The sequence below is a fragment of the Hymenobacter sp. UV11 genome, assembly GCF_004684095.1.
Taxonomy (GTDB): domain Bacteria; phylum Bacteroidota; class Bacteroidia; order Cytophagales; family Hymenobacteraceae; genus Hymenobacter.
On record NZ_SRII01000004.1, the window covers coordinates 274154 to 289897 of the forward strand.

Consider the following 15744-nt stretch of genomic DNA (forward strand, 5'->3'; position numbering starts at 1 on the left):
TGACCCGTTTCTTACGCATGACCCGCAAGCGGTCGTCTGCATCTGCGAAATCCGCGTAATCCGTTAAATCTGCGATTAGATGTCTTTGTCGTCCAGCTCGTCGAGCTTGGGCTGCACCATCTTCTGCTCGTAGGGGATGGTATCGCGCTGGCCCGCACCGTAGTACTTCGAGCAGTCCAGCTCGATGGTGAGCGGCGCGGCGGGCAGCGGAAAGGGCCCGGTGTCCACGTCGAGCGACTTATCGGCGTACACTTTCTTCATGAAGATGCCGTAGAGGGGTAGGGCCAGGCGCGCGCCCTGCCCGTAGGCGCCGGTGCGGAAGTGGATGCTACGGTCCTCGCCGCCAATCCACATGCCGCACACCAGGTTGGGCGTGATGCCCATAAACCAGGCGTCGGAGTAGTTGGAGGTGGTGCCGGTTTTGGCCCCAATGGTGGTGTTGAACTTGAAGCCCGTGTGCAGGATGGTGCTGGTGCCGCCCGGCTCAGTGGTGCTGGCTTGCAGCATGTTGGTCATTACGTAGGCCGTTTCTTCGCTGAGAGCCTCCTTGGTTTGGGCCACGAAGCGGCGTAGCTCGTTGCCGTTCTTGTCCTCGATGCGCGTCACCATAATCGGGTTGGTCCACACGCCTTTATTCACGAAGGTGCCGTAGGCGCCACACAGCTCGTAGATGCTGCAATCGGAGGCCCCAAAGCCCACAGCCGGCACCGCGTCGATGGGCGACGTGATACCCAGGCGCTTGGCGTAGGCCACCACCGTTTCGGGCCCCAGCTTGTACACCAGCCACGCCGTGATGGAGTTCATAGAGCGCGCCAGCGCCTGCCGCAGCGTGAAGGTGCGGCCCGAGAAGGACCCTTCAAAGTTGTGCGGCGTGTAGGGTGCCCGGCCGGCTACGCCGGGGAAAGTCGTGGCCACGTCGGGCCGCGGGAAGCACGGCGAGTAGCCCTGGTCGATGGCCGCCGTGTACACGATGGGCTTGAACGTGGAGCCCGGCTGGCGCTTACCTTGCCGCACGTGGTCAAACTTGAAGAACTTGTAGTTGGGGCCACCTACCCAGGCTTTTACGTAGCCGTTGAGCGGATTCACGGCTAGAAAGCCGGCCCGCAGGTAGCGCTTGTAGTAGGCCAGCGAGTCCATCGGCGACATGTTGACCTGCTGCTCACCCTGCCAACTAAATACCGTCATCGGGTACTTGTGGTTGAGGTAGTAGCGCACCGAATCCTTGTTGCCCTCGAAGCGCTCGACCAGCGACTTGTAGCGCTGCGTGCGGCGCATTGCTGCCTCCAGGAAGCCCGGAATGACCTTGCCGTTCTCGTCGCGCCAGGGCAGCTGGCCCTTCCAGTGGGCCGAAAACCACTTTTGCTGCAAGGCCAGGTGCTCGGCCACGGCCTTCTCGGCGTAGGTCTGCATGCGTGAGTCGAGAGTCGTGTAGATTTTCAGGCCGTCGGCGTACAGGTCGTGGTCGGTTTCGCGGGCCCAGGCTTGCAGGTACTTGGCTACCTCGGTGCGGAAGTACGGCGCCAGGCCCTGAATCGAGCTTTCGACGCTGTAGTGCAGCACAATGGCCTTGGCCGTGTCGCGGCGCATCTCGTCGGCGGGCAGGTAATTGGCCCGCACCATCTGCTGCAGCACCCAGTTGCGGCGGCGCTTCGAGCGCGCCGGGTGCGTGGCCGGGCTAAAGCGCGAGGGCGCGTTCACGATACCCACCAGCGTCGCCGCCTCGGAAGTAGTAAGCTGCTTGGGGCGCTTGTTGAAAAACGTCTTGGCTGCCGTGTTGATACCGAAGGCATTGGAGCCATAATCGACGGTATTGAGGTACATGCGCAGGATTTCGCGCTTAGTATAGTTGCGCTCCAGCTTGATAGCCAGCAGCCACTCCTTGGTTTTAGTGATGAGCAGGCCCAGCTTGCCGGGGCCATTGAGGGTGCCGTTGTTGAGGCCGTCGGCGCGGGTTTTGAAGAGCACTTTGGCTACTTGCTGCGTGAGCGTGGAGCCGCCGCCCGCGTGGCCCAGGCTACCCACCACGCGCATAATGCTCTTAAAATCAATGCCCGAGTGCTCCTCAAAGCGCACGTCTTCGGTAGCAATGAGCGCATCAATCACGTTCTGCGGCAGGTCTTTGTACTCCACCGGCGTCCGGTTTTCGCGGAAATACTTTCCCAGTAGCACGCCATCGGCCGAGTAGATTTCGGAAGCCAGCTCACTCTTGGGGTTTTCGAGGGCGTGCAGGTTGGGCATGCGCCCAAACAGGTTCATAAAATTGACGCTCACCGCTCCCAGGTAGAGCAGCGCCACTACTAGCCCGCCCCCAAACAGCACCCACATGGTGCGCGTGAACGCCTGAAAGCGCCCCCGGCGCACCGGCGGCGGCCCGCGGCGCACGGGGGGGGTAGGGCGGGTCTGGGAAGAAGCGGACTTAGGCATTTGCTGAAAAGACGGAGTGAGCAGGCGGAAGCAGGAACGAAGCGGTGTAACAAAAGGCAGCGACGCTTTCTGCGAACCTTCTGCATTAATGCGGCCTACCCCTTATTGGTAAACCTTCTGGTAAAATTGCTGGTAGCCGGCCAGGTCGCCGCCCGTTTCCTGCAGCAGCGCCAGGTTGGCCAGGCTGATGATGAGCGTCTGGTAGCCCTGGCCGCGCAGGCGCGCCAGCGGCGACTGCGGCCCGCGCAGCTTGGTAGCGTAGCTCTGGGCCACTTTCGAGCCTTGCAACGCCCGCACCACTACTATTTCCTGGTCAGTGCCTAGCGCCTGGGCCGGCTGCACGGTCAGGTTATTAGCCCGAAAAAACTTGCCATTGTAAGTAGTCAGCTGCGCGGCGAGGTCGGCCGTGGGTGCCGTGCCCTTGGGATACACCAGCACCACGGCGTGCGCCGCACTGAGCTGGGTAGCATAGGCCACGGCCGGGGCCACCGGGGCAGCTGGCGGCGTAGCTGGCACCCCTGCGGTAGCAGCCGGTGCCCCAGGAGTGGTGGCCGGCGCGCCGGCTGGCGTGGTGGGGGTAGGGGAGTTGCTAGGCAGCGCTGGCGCGGCCCCGGCGGGAGTTCCCGGTGCGGTATTGGTGGGTGCCGTAGTAGTTGGCGCTGGCAGGCTAGTGGGCTTGGCTAAGGCATTTTTCTTGATGGGCACCGCCGTAGTAGCCCCCTTGATAGTCGCCGCGGCCGCCGGCACCGGTTGGGCGGCGGGAGGGGGGGTAGGGGCGGGGGCCGGCGTGGTAGCCGGGGCCGGCGGTGCAGCCTCCTCGTAAATGATACGCAGCCGGTTATCGATTTCACCCGGCCGGAACTGCGAAATCACCGGCTTGTCGGTCGAGGCCAGGGCTCCGGCCAGCTGGCCGGCTTCGGCCTTTTGCAGCGCGCCGGCCAGGCCCTGGGCCTGCGGCACCAGCTTGCTATCGGGGTAGTCTTTGGCAAATTGCGCCACCGAGGTCCGCACCGCCCCCGGCGGCTGCGTCCGAATGGCCAGCAGTAGCTTCAAATACGCCACCCGGTCGGTGAGGTCACTCTTCGGATACGCCCGCTCAATGCGCGCCACGGCCGACTTGGCCTTCGTGAAATACTGGTCCTTGTAGAGCACAAAAGCCGAGTCGAGGCGCGCGGCCACGGCATTGTGCAGCGCCCGCTCATGCTCGCGATACAGCGGGTCGGCAATGAGCTTGGCGTAGGTTGAGGTCGGAAACTCGCGTTGCAAGGCGGCGGCGTACTGCGCGGCCTTGGCCGGGTCGGGCAGGTCCTTGTAGTAGAGGTAGAGCAGGTAGTCGGCGTCGGGCGCGTGCTCGCCGCGAGGGTAGCGTGCCACCTCGCCAGCGTAGGTTTCGTAGCCGCGCTGCTTTTCCCTGAGTTCTTCCTTGTAGATGCCGCCCAGTTCGTACATCGCCGCTTCTACTTGCTGGTTAGAGGCTTGTAGCTTGGCAGGCGTGTCCGGAATATCCTGCCGGTACTTAGTGGCGAGCGCGTTTTGCTCGGCCAGTGGGTCAGCGGCCGCTGGCGCGGCCCCAGGCTGCGCGCCGGCGGCCCCGCCGTTCACCCGCGTTTGGTCATTGCCCGTCACGCTCACTGGCGCGCCGCCATTCTGCGGGGCATTGGGTGAGCTGGTGGGGGAAAGGGTCGTGCGCCAGTTGTCTTGCAGTCGGCGGTCGCCCCAGGTCCGAATAAACTCGGCCCGCGCCGTGCTCAGCGTGGTTGCATTATCAAAATACCAGCCCGCGCCCGAGGCCACCGCCGTGGTCGCATCAAACGCGTTGGGGTTGCTGATATCGCGCTGGCTGCCGCTGAGCGCGCTCGGCGTCGACGAGATGCGGCTGGCATCGGCCTGCTGCTTCTGGGCCAGGGCTCGCTGAGTAGCGGCGGCCTTGGCGATGGCCTGGCGCTTGGCTTCCAGCTCGGCGGCGGCGTAGGTGCTCAGGCGCTGGTCGAGCGCAGCGGCGGGTAGCTTGGCCAGCGTTTGCAGGCTGTCCTGCGTCTCGATAATGGTGTACTGCTTGGCAAATTCCTTGAGGATGCCTGCTCGCTCCATCGTGGCCGCATACAGCGGGTTTTCCTTGGGCATGGCCTGCGTGGTGCTATCGTAGTAGGCCGCAGCCAACTGGTATTTGTGCAGGTTTTCGTAGTAGATGCGGCCGGCCAGCAGGTAGGTGTAGCCCTTCTGCGACTTGCTGACGGTGGGCACTTTAGCGGCCGTGCGCAGCAGGCCCAGCGCGTCGGCGTACTTCTGCTGGCGGTAGGCCAGGCGCGCCATCTCGTAGTAGATTTTGTCGCGGTACTCCTTGTTCTTCGGGTCTTTCAGCAGCGCTGCGAAATATTTATCGAGCCGCTCCTTGCTCTGTTTATCAAGGTCCGACACCTGCCCCAGCAGCAGCTTAGCCTGAAAATCAAGCTCGTAGGGCGGGTTGTGCTTCAGAATATTGTTGAGCTGCGCGGTAGCCTCCTTGTCCTGGCCCTGCTGCTGGTACAACTGCGCCAGAATAAAGCGCGAGCGCGAACGCTCATTCTTCACCGGCGTCAGGGGCACGGCCTTTTCCAGCTGCTCGATGGCCTTCGTGGGCTCCTCCAGCTGCAAGTAGTAGTCGGTGCGGGCCAGAAACAGCTCGCGCGCGTCCCTAGGCAGGCCCACTTCCTTGTCGAGCAAATCCGACACGGCCTTAGCGTTGTCGAGTTGCTTGGTTACCAAGAAAGCACGCATCAACCCAATCAGCGACTCCTGCTTGGCAAACGGGTCGCGGCTGGTACTGTTCACGTACTTAAACGTGAGAATGGCGTCGTCAAACTCCATCTTGTAGAACCGCGACCAGCCTACCAGCAGGTAGGCGTCGTCGGTCCAGTCAGAGCCCGCCCGGTGCTGAATGGGTAGCGAGGCCTTTTTAATAATATCGTTGAGGTCGGCGCGGGTGGCGCGCACGGTGCCGCTATCGAGCACCGGGTAGAGAGGCAGCACGCGGTTGTAGTCGTCGTTGCGGCCCTTGTAGAGGGTAGCCTCGGTGGCCCGCAGCTTCTCGCGGGCCAGAAAAAAGCCGTTGTCGCGGGCCGCCACGTTGTTGAGGGCGTGGCTCACCAGCGACTTGTCTGAGGCGCAGGCGGCCATGCTCAGGCCCAGCCAGGTCAGCAGCCAAAACCGGAAGCTACGCAGGAGAAAAGCGATTTTCAAGGGAGGAAGCAAAGAAAGTAAGGTGAGCTTTGGCTCACCGTAAGTAGCTCACAAGTATAAAAACGGCAAGCTGAAGCTTACCCTACGCGCATAACGCGCTCGCAATCCGTAAAATTACGCCCCGCCCGCCCGAAACCTTCATCCGCCGTTTAGCTTTACCGCTCTTCCCTTTTTCGCCCGCCCATGCCTACCCCCCCGCCCACCCCCAAAGCCGACGACGAAGCCCGCAACAACTCGGCGTTGGCCAAATATTCCGGCATTGCCGCCCAGATGTTTGCCATCATCGGCTTCAGTACCTGGGCCGGCGTGTGGCTCGATGGCCATTTCCACACCACTACCCCCTGGTACACCATTAGCCTCACGCTATTCGGCATTTTTGGGTCGTTGTATCAAGTTATCCGCAGCGTTACTAGCAAGTAAAAACCGGGAAAAAGCAGTAGCGAGAAAACTTTTTTCTCTAAATTGATGTAGGTACATTAATTGCATCGTAGCTTTGATGCGTCGCAGTTTCCACCTCAACTCGATTTGCCATGCGCACACACTTTTTTCCGGCCACCGACCGGGGCCTCAAGGACATCGGTTGGCTCAAAAGCCACCTTACCTTCAGCTTCGGGCCCTACGCCAACCCCGAGCGCAATGGCTTTGGGCTGCTGAAAGTCTTCAACGACGACTTTGTGGCGCCCGGCCAGGGCTTTGGCCAGCACGCCCACGCCAACATGGAAATCATCTCGGTGCTGCTAGCCGGCACCATGAACCACAAAGATTCGCTGGGCTACTCGGAAGTCATTCCGGCCGGCGGCGTGCAGATTATGAGCGCCGGCTCGGGCCTGCGCCACGAGGAATACAACGTGGGCGACGACGAGGTGAATTTCCTGCAAATCTGGATTGAGCCCAAGCTACAGAACGTGACGCCGCGCTATCAGCGCCGCCAGTTTCCGGAAGAAAAGCGCGCCAACCGCCTCACCACCATCGTGAGCAACGAGGAAGGCACCGCCCACTGCTGGATAAACCAAAATGCCAAGCTCTCGCTTGGCTACTATACTGAAAGCCAAGGCGTAGACTACCAGTTTACCCCGGCTAACAAAATGCTCTACGTCTTCGTCATCAGCGGCGAAGTGGAGGTAGAAGACCAAAAGCTAGGTCGCCGCGACGCGCTGGGCCTCTGGGAAACGACCGGCTCGGTGCGCCTCACCTGCGCCGCCGACACGCGCTTCCTGCTTATCGAAGCGCCGATTAATCACTAAGCTCTTTTCTTATAAGAACGTCATGCTGAGCTTGTCGAAGCATCTCGCTCGCCTCGTTTAACAATTGGGTTAGTGCTGCAGGCGAGATGCTTCGGCAAGCTCAGCATGACGTTCATTTTTGATTAACCAGTTGACTTATACTATCATGGAAAACAGAATCTTAGGCCTGCACCACATCACGGCCATCGCGGGCGATGCCCAGCGTAATTTCAACTTCTACACCAATATCATGGGCCTGCGCTTCCTGAAGCGCACCGTCAATTTTGACGACCCCGGCACCTACCACTTCTACTTTGGCGACGAGCGCGGCTCGGCGGGCACCATCCTCACGTTTTTCCCGTGGGGGCAAATGCAGCCCGGCCGGCGCGGCCCCGGCCAGGCCACCGAAATCGGCTACGCGGTGCCCGCCGGCAGCCTCGATTTCTGGATGAAACGGTTTGAGGACAAAGGCATTACCTACAACAAGCCCGCCGAGAAATTTGGCGAGCGCTACCTCACCTTCCTCGACCCCGACGGCCTCAAGCTGGAGCTGACCGAGGTGGCCGACGACCCCCGCACGCCCTGGACTGCCCCCGAGGTAGGCGCCGACGTGGCCACGCGCGGCTTCCACCATATTACCCTCACCCTGAGCGATGTGAAGGCTACTGCCGCCGTGCTCACCGACGTATTTGGCTACCAGCTGGTGGGCCAGCACGTCAATCGCTTCCGCTACGCCACCGATGCCCTCGGCACGGCCAATATCGTGGAATTGGTAGCGGCTCCCGGCGAGGGGCGCGGCCACGTGGCCGGCGGCTCGGTGCACCACGTCGCCTTCCGGGTGAAGGACGACGCCACCCAGATGTATTTCCGCGATTTGCTGCTTAAGAAAGGCTTCCAAGTGACGCCCCAGATTGACCGCAACTACTTTCACGCCATGTACTTCCGCGAGCCGGGCGGGGTGCTGTTTGAAATAGCCACCGACAACCCCGGCTTTATGGTCGATGAGCCGCTAGCCGAGCTGGGCACCCACCTCATGCTGCCCGCGCAGTACGAAAGCCAGCGCGCCGCCATCGAAGCTCACCTGCCCGTATTATCTTAGCTATGAGCCCGAACACTGCGGCTTTTCAGCCCCTCACCTACATCTATCAGCCCGCGCCTACCCCGGCGCGGGCCACGCTGCTCCTGCTGCACGGCACTGGCGGCGACGAGCGCGACCTACTCTCCCTGGCCCCGCGCTTCGGCCCCGGCCTCAATGTGCTGAGCCTGCGCGGTAACGTGCAGGAAGGTGGCATGCCCCGCTTCTTCCGCCGCCTGGGCATGGGCGTGTTCGATGAGCCTGACGTGGTATTTCGCACCCACGAGCTGGCCGATTTTCTGGCCCAAGTAGCAGTTAAAGAGGGTTTTGACCCGGCGCAGCTTATCGCGGTGGGCTACTCCAACGGCGCCAACATCGCGGGTAGCTTGCTGATGCTCTACCCCAGCCTGCTGGCGGGCGCGGTGCTGTGGCGGCCCATGCAGCCGCTGGTGCAGCAGGTGCCGGCCTTTGTGGCGCCGCGGCCGGTTCCGGTGTTTTTCACCCCCGGCCTGCAAGACCCCACGGTGCGCCCCGCCGCTACCGATGCCTACGCCGCCTTACTCACGCAGGCCGGCTACGTCCTCACGCGGCGCGACATGCCCGCTGGCCATAACCTCATTCAGGCCGACCTGGACGGGGCCGTAGCTTGGCTGGCGGCCAACTTCCCGGCGGCCTAGCTTTTCCTCGAATGCTCCACGACGAGCTGGAGGGCAATATCTTGCGGGCCTATGCTCCGGTATCTGCTCCTTCGGCCCGTCGTGGTTTTGTGCGTTTGGTGGTGTGCGTTGGGCTGGCTGAGCCCGCAGGCCGCCCAGGCCCAGCCGCAGCAAGCCGCTGCCCTACCCCCCCTCACCACGACCAACGTGGTAGTGCTGCGCAACGAAGGCGCGCTGCTACCCCTGCCCCGGCTCGATACGCTACGGCTGGCCACCATCAAGATGCCGCCCGCTACGGGCCGTGAGGCCATTGATTTCAGCGCGCATCTTCAGCAGGACGTGGCCGATTACGTGGCGGCTGATTTTGTTAACGGGCTGCCCGCGCTGGCTGCCGCCCGACTGCGCTCCCGCAACCTGCTGCTACTCGTGCTGCCCGACGGCGGCCTGCAGGACCGACTTGCGCTGCAACAGGCCCTGAAGCTAGGTAAAAAGCTGGTGGTGCTCTTATTTGATAGCACGGCGCTAGCCCGGCTGCCTGAGCTGCCCCAGTCCACGGCCGTGGTGCTGGCTCGGCAGCGCACGGTCCAGGCGTGCAGCCAGGCCATTCAGGTTGTTTTTGGAGGGGTAGGGGCTGCCGGGCAACTGGCCCCAACGCTGACAGTTCCAGCCGGCTTAGCGGCGGGCCAGCCTACGCGCGGCGGCCTGCGCCTAGCCTACGGCACGCCCGTAGCGGCGGGCCTGCGGCCTACCCTCCCCGCGCTGGTCGATTCACTGATGCGCAAGGCGCTGGCTGGTAATGCTTTTCCGGGAGGTGAGGTGATGGTGGTGCGACATGGGGTAGTGGCGTTGCGCCGCAGCTACGGCGTGCTGCAGGCAGCCGACCCGGCGGCCCCGGTGCTCAATACGACGCTCTACGACTTCGCTTCGCTTACCAAAGTCACGGCCGCCCTACCTACCCTCATGCTGCTGCAAGACCGCGGCCTGTTCGGCCCCGACTACACGCTGGGCGCGCTGTTCGATTTCTTAAAAGGCAGCAATAAGCAGGACCTGCGCCTGCGCGACGTGCTCACGCACCAGGCGCGGCTGCGGGCGTTCATCCCCTTCTGGCAGCAGTACGTGAACCCCGACGGCCGCCCCAACCCGCAGTTTTTGCGGCCCGATTCGTCGGCCCGGTTTCCACTGCCGGTGGCGGCGGGCCTGTGGGCGCGGCGCGACATGCCGGCGCTGCTCTACCAGGGCATTGCCGCCTCGCCCCTCAATGCCAAGCCCGGCTACGTGTACTCCGACCTCTCGTTTATGCTCTACCCGTACTACGTGCAAAAAGCGACGGGTAGGCCGTTTGACCAGTTTATTACGCAGCAGCTGTATGCGCCGCTGGGCGCTACTACGCTGGGCTTCAACCCCGAACATCGGTTCGCAACACCGCGCATCGCGCCCACCGAGTACGACTCGCTGTTTCGGCACCAGCTGGTGCGCGGCACCGTGCACGACGAAGGCGCCGCGCTGCTGGGCGGCGTGAGCGGCCACGCCGGCCTCTTCGGCGCGGCCAACGACCTGGCCAAGCTCGTGCAGCTCTACCTGTGGCAGGGCCGCTACGGCGGGCAGCAGCTCATCAAGGCCGAGACAATGGCCGCGTACACGCACTGCCAATTTTGCCCCGACAACCGCCGAGCGCTGGGCTTCGACAAGCCCGACCCCCAAAACCCGGCCCTGAACGCGGCGCGCGGCGCCAGCCCGCGCAGCTACGGCCACACCGGCTTCACGGGTACCTATTTCTGGGTCGAGCCCGACCTCGATTTATTCGTGATTCTGCTTGCCAACCGCGTGAACCCCACGCGCCGCAACAACCGGCTTGGCGAGCTGGGCGTGCGCTCGGCGCTGCTCCAGCTGGCCATCGAGAGCGCCCAGCCTTAAAGGAGGGGGTAGGGCACCGAATGTAAGCGCGACCCTTCGCGGCGCCTCGTGGTGGGCTTGGCCGCTGGAAGGGGGGTAGGGAGGGGCTAAAAATTAAGCAGGGCGGTGCAATGAATATTTACTGAATCTTTTGCACCTTTGGCGCTTGCAAGCTGGACGCTGTTAGTGAGATGAGTGCTTGCAAGCTGTTGGTTGACCGACCGATGAGGGTCGGAATAAAAGAATAGTCAGGGGTGGTTTGCGTGCTCGCTCGGGCTGCTTTTTCCTTTTCCATTTTACTGTTACCTATGAAGAAACGCTACTTTCTGCCCTTCGCTTTGCTGCCCGGCGTGCTGCTGGCGCCGCCCGGCCAGGCCCAAACTGCCCCGGCCACGGCGGCCGCCACCGGCACCATCAGCGGCGTAGTGCGCCAGGCCGCCGACAACACCGCCCTGCCCGGCGTGAACGTGATTGTGAAAGGCACCAGCAACGGCACCGCCACCGACGCCGATGGCAAGTACACCCTCAGCGGCGTGCCGGCCGGGGCTACGCTCGTGTTCAGCTTCGTGGGCTACGAGCCCATGGAGCGCCGCGCCGACGGCAGCTCGCTTAACGTGACGCTGACGGCCAGCAACCGCGACCTCGACGAGGTGGTAGTGCTGGCCTACGGCATTAAACAAGACCGGCGCGATATCGTGACGTCGGTGCAGGAGGTTAGTAGCAAGGATATTATCGACTCCCGCCAGACCAACATCGTGAACGCGCTGCAGGGCAAGGTGGCGGGCGTCAACATCACTTCCTCGGGCGGCGGGGCGGGCGAAGGTGCCAGCATCGTGATTCGGGGCGGCACCTCGCTCGATGGCGACAACCAGCCGCTGTTTGTCATCGACGGGATGATAATGGACAACTCGTCCTTTCAGGAAAGCACGGCGCCGGGCGGCGGCTCGGCCTTCAACGGGCTGCTGGGCCGCTCGGTGGGCGCCGCCAACCGCGCCGGTGACCTCAACCCCGAGGATATTGCCTCGATGACAGTGCTGAAAGGCCCGGCCGCCGCCGCCCTCTACGGCCTGCGCGCCGCAAACGGTGCGGTGGTCATTACCACCAAAAAAGGCGGGGCCGGCCGCACCCAGCTCAACTTCCGCACGCAGTACTCGGTGGACCAGGTCAACCGCCTACCCCAGGTGCAGGACCAGTACGGCCAAGGCTCAGGCGGCGTGTATGACCCCAGCACGCGCGCCTCGTTTGGCGCGCGCCTGGCACCCGGCCAGCCGGTGTACGATAACCTGGGCAATTTCTTTCAGAGAGGTCAGACCTACCAGAACTTCGTGAACATGTCGGGCGGCTCGGACAAGGCCAGCTTCTTCGCCTCGGCCTCCAACTTGCAGCAGACCGGCGTGACGCCCGGCAGCAAGTACGACAAGACGACGGTGCGCCTTTCGGGCTCGGCTCAGATTTCGCCCAAGCTCAGCGTCACTGGCTCGGCGCAGTACCTCACTTCGGGCGCGGTGCGGCCGCTGCAAGGGCCGGGCCTGTTTGGCAGTTCGGGCGGCTTTTTGCTGAGCTTGCTCAACTGGCCGCGCAACGACGACGCCCGCAACTACCTCAACCCCGACGGCTCGCGCCGCCGCCTCCTACCCCTCGGCGCGGGCACCGACTCGGATGCCGACAACCCATACTGGACGGTGGACAAAAACCCGCAGAGCGACCGCACCAACCGCTTCGTGGGCAACGTGCAGGTATCGTTTTCGCCGGTGAAGTGGCTGACGCTGAGCCATAACATCGGCACCGACGTGTACACTACGCGCAGCCAATCGGTGCGGGCGGTGGGCACCTCGCAGGTCGGCAACCAGTTTGGCGGCCTGGCCCAAACCGTGGACCAGGCGCGCCTACTCACGGCCACCACATTGGCCACGTTCAACCACAGCTTTTTCAACGAAAAGCTGCGTGGCTCCTTCCTGCTGGGCAACACGATTGAGGAAAACAAGGACGAGGCGGTGGACTACCTCGGCCTGATTTTCCAGAATCCCGACTTCATCGGCCTCAACAATACGGTGAACCGCAATGCGCTGCAGCGCGACCAGACGCGCCACCTCATCGGCAATTTTGCCCGGCTTTCGACCACGATTTTCGACCAGTTGGTGGTGGAATTGCAGGCGCGCTACGACCAGTCGTCGACCCTACCCCGCCCCGACGAGGGCAAGATATTTGGCAAGGGCTTCCTCTACGGCTCGGCCGCGGCGGGCTACGAGTTCACCAAAATCCTGGGCCTCGACCAAAACCCGGTGCTGAACTACGGCAAAATCCGCGCCTCGGTGGCCGAGGTAGGCCGCGACACGGGGCCCTACCGGGTGCTCGCGCCGCTCACCACCAACACCTATATCGGCGGTGGATTCCGCAACGACTTCTTTGGCTCGAACCCTAACCTGCGGCCCGAGCGCACCCGCACCTACGAGGCCGGCATTAACCTGCAATTCTTCAAAAACCGCCTTAGCCTCGACTTCAACTACTACCGTTCGCGCACCCGCGACCAACTTATTGCCCCGCGCGTGAGCCAGGCCACGGGCTTCATCCTGCAGTATATCAATGGGGGGGTAGTGACGAATGAGGGCCAGGAAATCAGCCTCAACGGCACGCCCGTGCGCACCCCCGGCGGCTTTACCTGGGACATCGGCGCCAATTTCTACCACAACACCAACAACGTCGAGAGCCTACCCTCCCCGCTGACGGTGGTGTACCAGTCCGACACCTTCGTGACCAATGTGCACGAGGGCGGCGCCTTTCCCGGCCACTCCATCTCGGGTATCGCGGCCACCGATTTTGCCCGCGTCACCGACCCCAACTCGCCCTACTTCGGGCAGGTTATCGTGAATGCCACCACCGGCTACCCCACCGTAAACGCCAACTTCGTGTACGCGGGCAACCGGGCGCCGCGCTTCACTACGCAGGTCACCAATACGTTCACCTACAAAGGCTTGTCGCTGACATCGCTGTTTGACTTCCGGGTAGGGGGCGTAGTAGTGAACGGCAACGACTGGTACCAGACCGCCGGTGTGCAAACTGCCGGCGTCCTGACCGCCGGCGGTACTTCCCCCCGCACGCTCGACCGCTACAAAACGGTGGTTTTTGATGGGGTAGTAGCCCAGAAAGACGCCAGCGGCAACACCACCTACGTGCCCAACGCCCGCCCCACCGAGCTGAACCAGGCCTACTACACCAACATTTTGGGCAACGTGGGCACGGCCTTTATCGAAGATGGCTCGTGGGTACGCCTGCGCTACGTGGCCTTGAGCTACGCGCTACCCCAGCGCTGGCTCGGCGGCGCCAACTCCTTCCTCAAAGGCATCGAGCTGAACGTGACCGGTCGCAATCTACTGCTGCTAACCAAGTACAGCGGCGCCGACCCCGAAACGGCCAGCTCCGGTGCGGGCGTGCGCGGCGGCGGCTCGGGCGGCATCGACTACGGCAACATCCCCGCCACTCGCGGCGTGGACATGGGCCTGCGGGTCAATTTCTAACTTATAAAAGTCAGGGTGTAACCGGCCACCTGTCATTGCGAGCGAAGCGCAGCAATCGCCCCAGAACGACACCCGCGCCAGTCGTCCGTCCATCGTTCGGGGGTGATTGCCGCGCTTCGTTCGCAATGACAACTTGAGGCTAGCCCGGCCCTACCCTCCCAAAGTATTCTATCCGATGAAAAAATATCTTCTGTTTCTGGGCCTATTCGGGGCCACGGCGCTATCCTCGTGCGAGAAGTTTCTTGACGTGAACAGCAACCCGAATAACCCGGTCGTGTCGACGCCCAATTTCCTGCTGCCCAACGTCATTTCCAATGGCATTCAAACGCAGATGTTCACGGCCCTGCGCACGCCCTACATTACGCAGTACGTGGTGAGCCGTACCGCCAACAGCGGCGGCAACGACCAGTACTACTTCACCAACGCGCAGAGCACCAATACGTTTAATTACTCCTACTTCTACTCAGGCGGTAATATTCCGCAGCTGATTCAGGTGGCCCAGGCCGAAGGGTCGGTGTACTACGTGGGCGCGGGCAAGATTATGCAGGCGCTCATCCTGGCCCATGTCACCGATATGCTCGGCGACGTGCCCTACACCGAGGCCTACCAGGGCGGCGCCAACTACACGCCCAAGTACGACTCGCAGCAGTCCATCTACGCCGTCATCAACCAACTCTGCGACGAGGGGGTAGTAGAATTGTCGAAGCCCGCGAGCGCCAATTTCCGCGCCTTCTACGCCACCTCGCCCAGCGAGAGCGGCGACATTCTGTATAAGGGCGACCCCGCCAAGTGGGTGCGCCTGGCCTACTCGCTCAAGGCGCGCCAAGCCCAGCACCTCACCAAGAAACAGAGCTACAGCCCCGCCGCCGTGCTGGCGCTCTGCGACAAGGGTTTTACCTCAACCGCTGACGACGCGCAAATCAACTTCCAGGTGGCCGTAGCGCCGCTCAGCAACACCACCAACATTTTCGGCACCACGCGCTCGAATTTCGGCACCGCCGTGTTTTCGAGTAATGTGGTGAAGTACCTGAATGGCACCACATTTCCGGGCGTCACGGACCCGCGCTTTGGCATTCTGGTGCCCACCACCAGCGCGGGCGTAGACCCCGGCGCGGGCACGGCCGCCGGCACCAACGTCACGCCCGGCACCACGTTCACCGATTTTTACGGCAGCTGGTACGCCCGCGACCTGGGCTACTTTGAGGCCATTACCTATCACGAGCTGCAGTTTATTCGGGCCGAAGCCGCCTTCCGGGCCGGCAATAAAACGCTGGCGCTGGCTTCGCTCAAGGAAGGCATTCGGGCGCACATGGCCAAGGTGGGGCAGGGGGGTAGCAACGCCGTGCCGCCCGTGACCTTCCCGGCCATCTCCTCCGCTCAGATTAGCGCCTACCTCGCCTCCAGCGCCGTGGCCCAGACCGAGGCCGCCCTCACCACGCTGCGCCCCATTATGGAACAGAAGTACATCGCCATGTTCCTGAACCCCGACTCTTGGTCGGACCTGCGCCGCCTCGATTTTGACCCCGCCATCTACGTCAACTTCGTGTACCCGACGCGCACTGTAAACCCCGTGGTGGCCGGCCAGACCGACCCCACGCGGCGCTACCCCCGCCGCCTGCTGCCGGGTGCCACCGAGGTGCTCTACAACCCCAACGCTATAGCTAAGCTCTTCAGCGATGCCGGCGCCACCACCAACGACGACTACGTGACCAAGCCCCTGTGGTTTGACATGCCGTAGG

9 protein-coding genes are annotated in these 15744 nt (G+C 62.9%); 7 read left to right on the forward strand and 2 right to left on the reverse strand.

Annotated elements, in window-relative coordinates; translation table 11 throughout:
* Window positions 1-75: 75 nt before the first annotated feature.
* Together E4631_RS08620 and E4631_RS08625 are read right to left on the reverse strand one after the other, a co-directional pair.
* Window positions 76-2424 (reverse strand): transglycosylase domain-containing protein, encoded by a 2349-nt coding sequence (locus tag E4631_RS08620; RefSeq protein ID WP_317129126.1) that lies wholly within the window; start codon window positions 2422-2424, stop codon window positions 76-78.
* A 102-nt stretch (window positions 2425-2526) separates the two neighbouring features.
* Window positions 2527-5643, reverse strand: coding sequence for a hypothetical protein (locus E4631_RS08625; protein WP_133659691.1), 3117 nt, complete (start codon window positions 5641-5643; stop codon window positions 2527-2529).
* A gap of 183 nt (window positions 5644-5826) precedes the next feature.
* On the opposite strand from E4631_RS08625, the gene E4631_RS08630 reads away from it, so the two are divergent.
* The 7 genes from E4631_RS08630 (at window position 5827) to E4631_RS08660 (ending at window position 15743) form a co-directional block, all read left to right on the forward strand.
* The gene (locus E4631_RS08630; RefSeq protein WP_133659692.1) at window positions 5827-6063 is read left to right on the forward strand and encodes an AtpZ/AtpI family protein; all 237 of its coding nucleotides are present in this window, start codon (window positions 5827-5829) and stop codon (window positions 6061-6063) included.
* Window positions 6064-6173: 110 nt separating this feature from the next.
* Window positions 6174-6887: a pirin family protein gene (locus E4631_RS08635; protein WP_133659693.1), complete on the forward strand. Its 714-nt coding sequence runs from the start codon at window positions 6174-6176 to the stop codon at window positions 6885-6887.
* A gap of 145 nt (window positions 6888-7032) precedes the next feature.
* The gene (locus E4631_RS08640; RefSeq protein WP_133659694.1) at window positions 7033-7965 is read left to right on the forward strand and encodes a ring-cleaving dioxygenase; all 933 of its coding nucleotides are present in this window, start codon (window positions 7033-7035) and stop codon (window positions 7963-7965) included.
* Window positions 7966-7967: 2 nt separating this feature from the next.
* Window positions 7968-8618: an alpha/beta hydrolase gene (locus E4631_RS08645; protein WP_133659695.1), complete on the forward strand. Its 651-nt coding sequence runs from the start codon at window positions 7968-7970 to the stop codon at window positions 8616-8618.
* Between the two features lie 51 nt (window positions 8619-8669).
* The gene (locus E4631_RS08650) at window positions 8670-10511 is read left to right on the forward strand and encodes a serine hydrolase (RefSeq protein ID WP_133659696.1); all 1842 of its coding nucleotides are present in this window, start codon (window positions 8670-8672) and stop codon (window positions 10509-10511) included.
* Between the two features lie 287 nt (window positions 10512-10798).
* The gene (locus E4631_RS08655; protein ID WP_133659697.1) at window positions 10799-14005 is read left to right on the forward strand and encodes a SusC/RagA family TonB-linked outer membrane protein; all 3207 of its coding nucleotides are present in this window, start codon (window positions 10799-10801) and stop codon (window positions 14003-14005) included.
* 175 nt (window positions 14006-14180) lie between these two features.
* Window positions 14181-15743: a SusD/RagB family nutrient-binding outer membrane lipoprotein gene (locus E4631_RS08660; RefSeq protein ID WP_133659698.1), complete on the forward strand. Its 1563-nt coding sequence runs from the start codon at window positions 14181-14183 to the stop codon at window positions 15741-15743.
* Window position 15744 lies beyond the last annotated feature (1 nt).

Excerpts from the sequence above, each read along its gene's own strand:
- E4631_RS08630 (WP_133659692.1), top strand. The coding sequence starts at position 5,827 with ATGCCTACCCCCCCGCCCACCCCCAAAGCCGACGACGAAGCCCGCAAC.
- E4631_RS08660 (WP_133659698.1), top strand. The coding sequence starts at position 14,181 with ATGAAAAAATATCTTCTGTTTCTGGGCCTATTCGGGGCCACGGCGCTA.
- E4631_RS08620 (WP_317129126.1), bottom strand. The coding sequence starts at position 2,424 with ATGCCTAAGTCCGCTTCTTCCCAGACCCGCCCTACCCCCCCCGTGCGC.
- E4631_RS08645 (WP_133659695.1), top strand. The coding sequence starts at position 7,968 with ATGAGCCCGAACACTGCGGCTTTTCAGCCCCTCACCTACATCTATCAG.
- E4631_RS08650 (WP_133659696.1), top strand. The coding sequence starts at position 8,670 with ATGCTCCGGTATCTGCTCCTTCGGCCCGTCGTGGTTTTGTGCGTTTGG.
- E4631_RS08635 (WP_133659693.1), top strand. The coding sequence starts at position 6,174 with ATGCGCACACACTTTTTTCCGGCCACCGACCGGGGCCTCAAGGACATC.
- E4631_RS08640 (WP_133659694.1), top strand. The coding sequence starts at position 7,033 with ATGGAAAACAGAATCTTAGGCCTGCACCACATCACGGCCATCGCGGGC.
- E4631_RS08655 (WP_133659697.1), top strand. The coding sequence starts at position 10,799 with ATGAAGAAACGCTACTTTCTGCCCTTCGCTTTGCTGCCCGGCGTGCTG.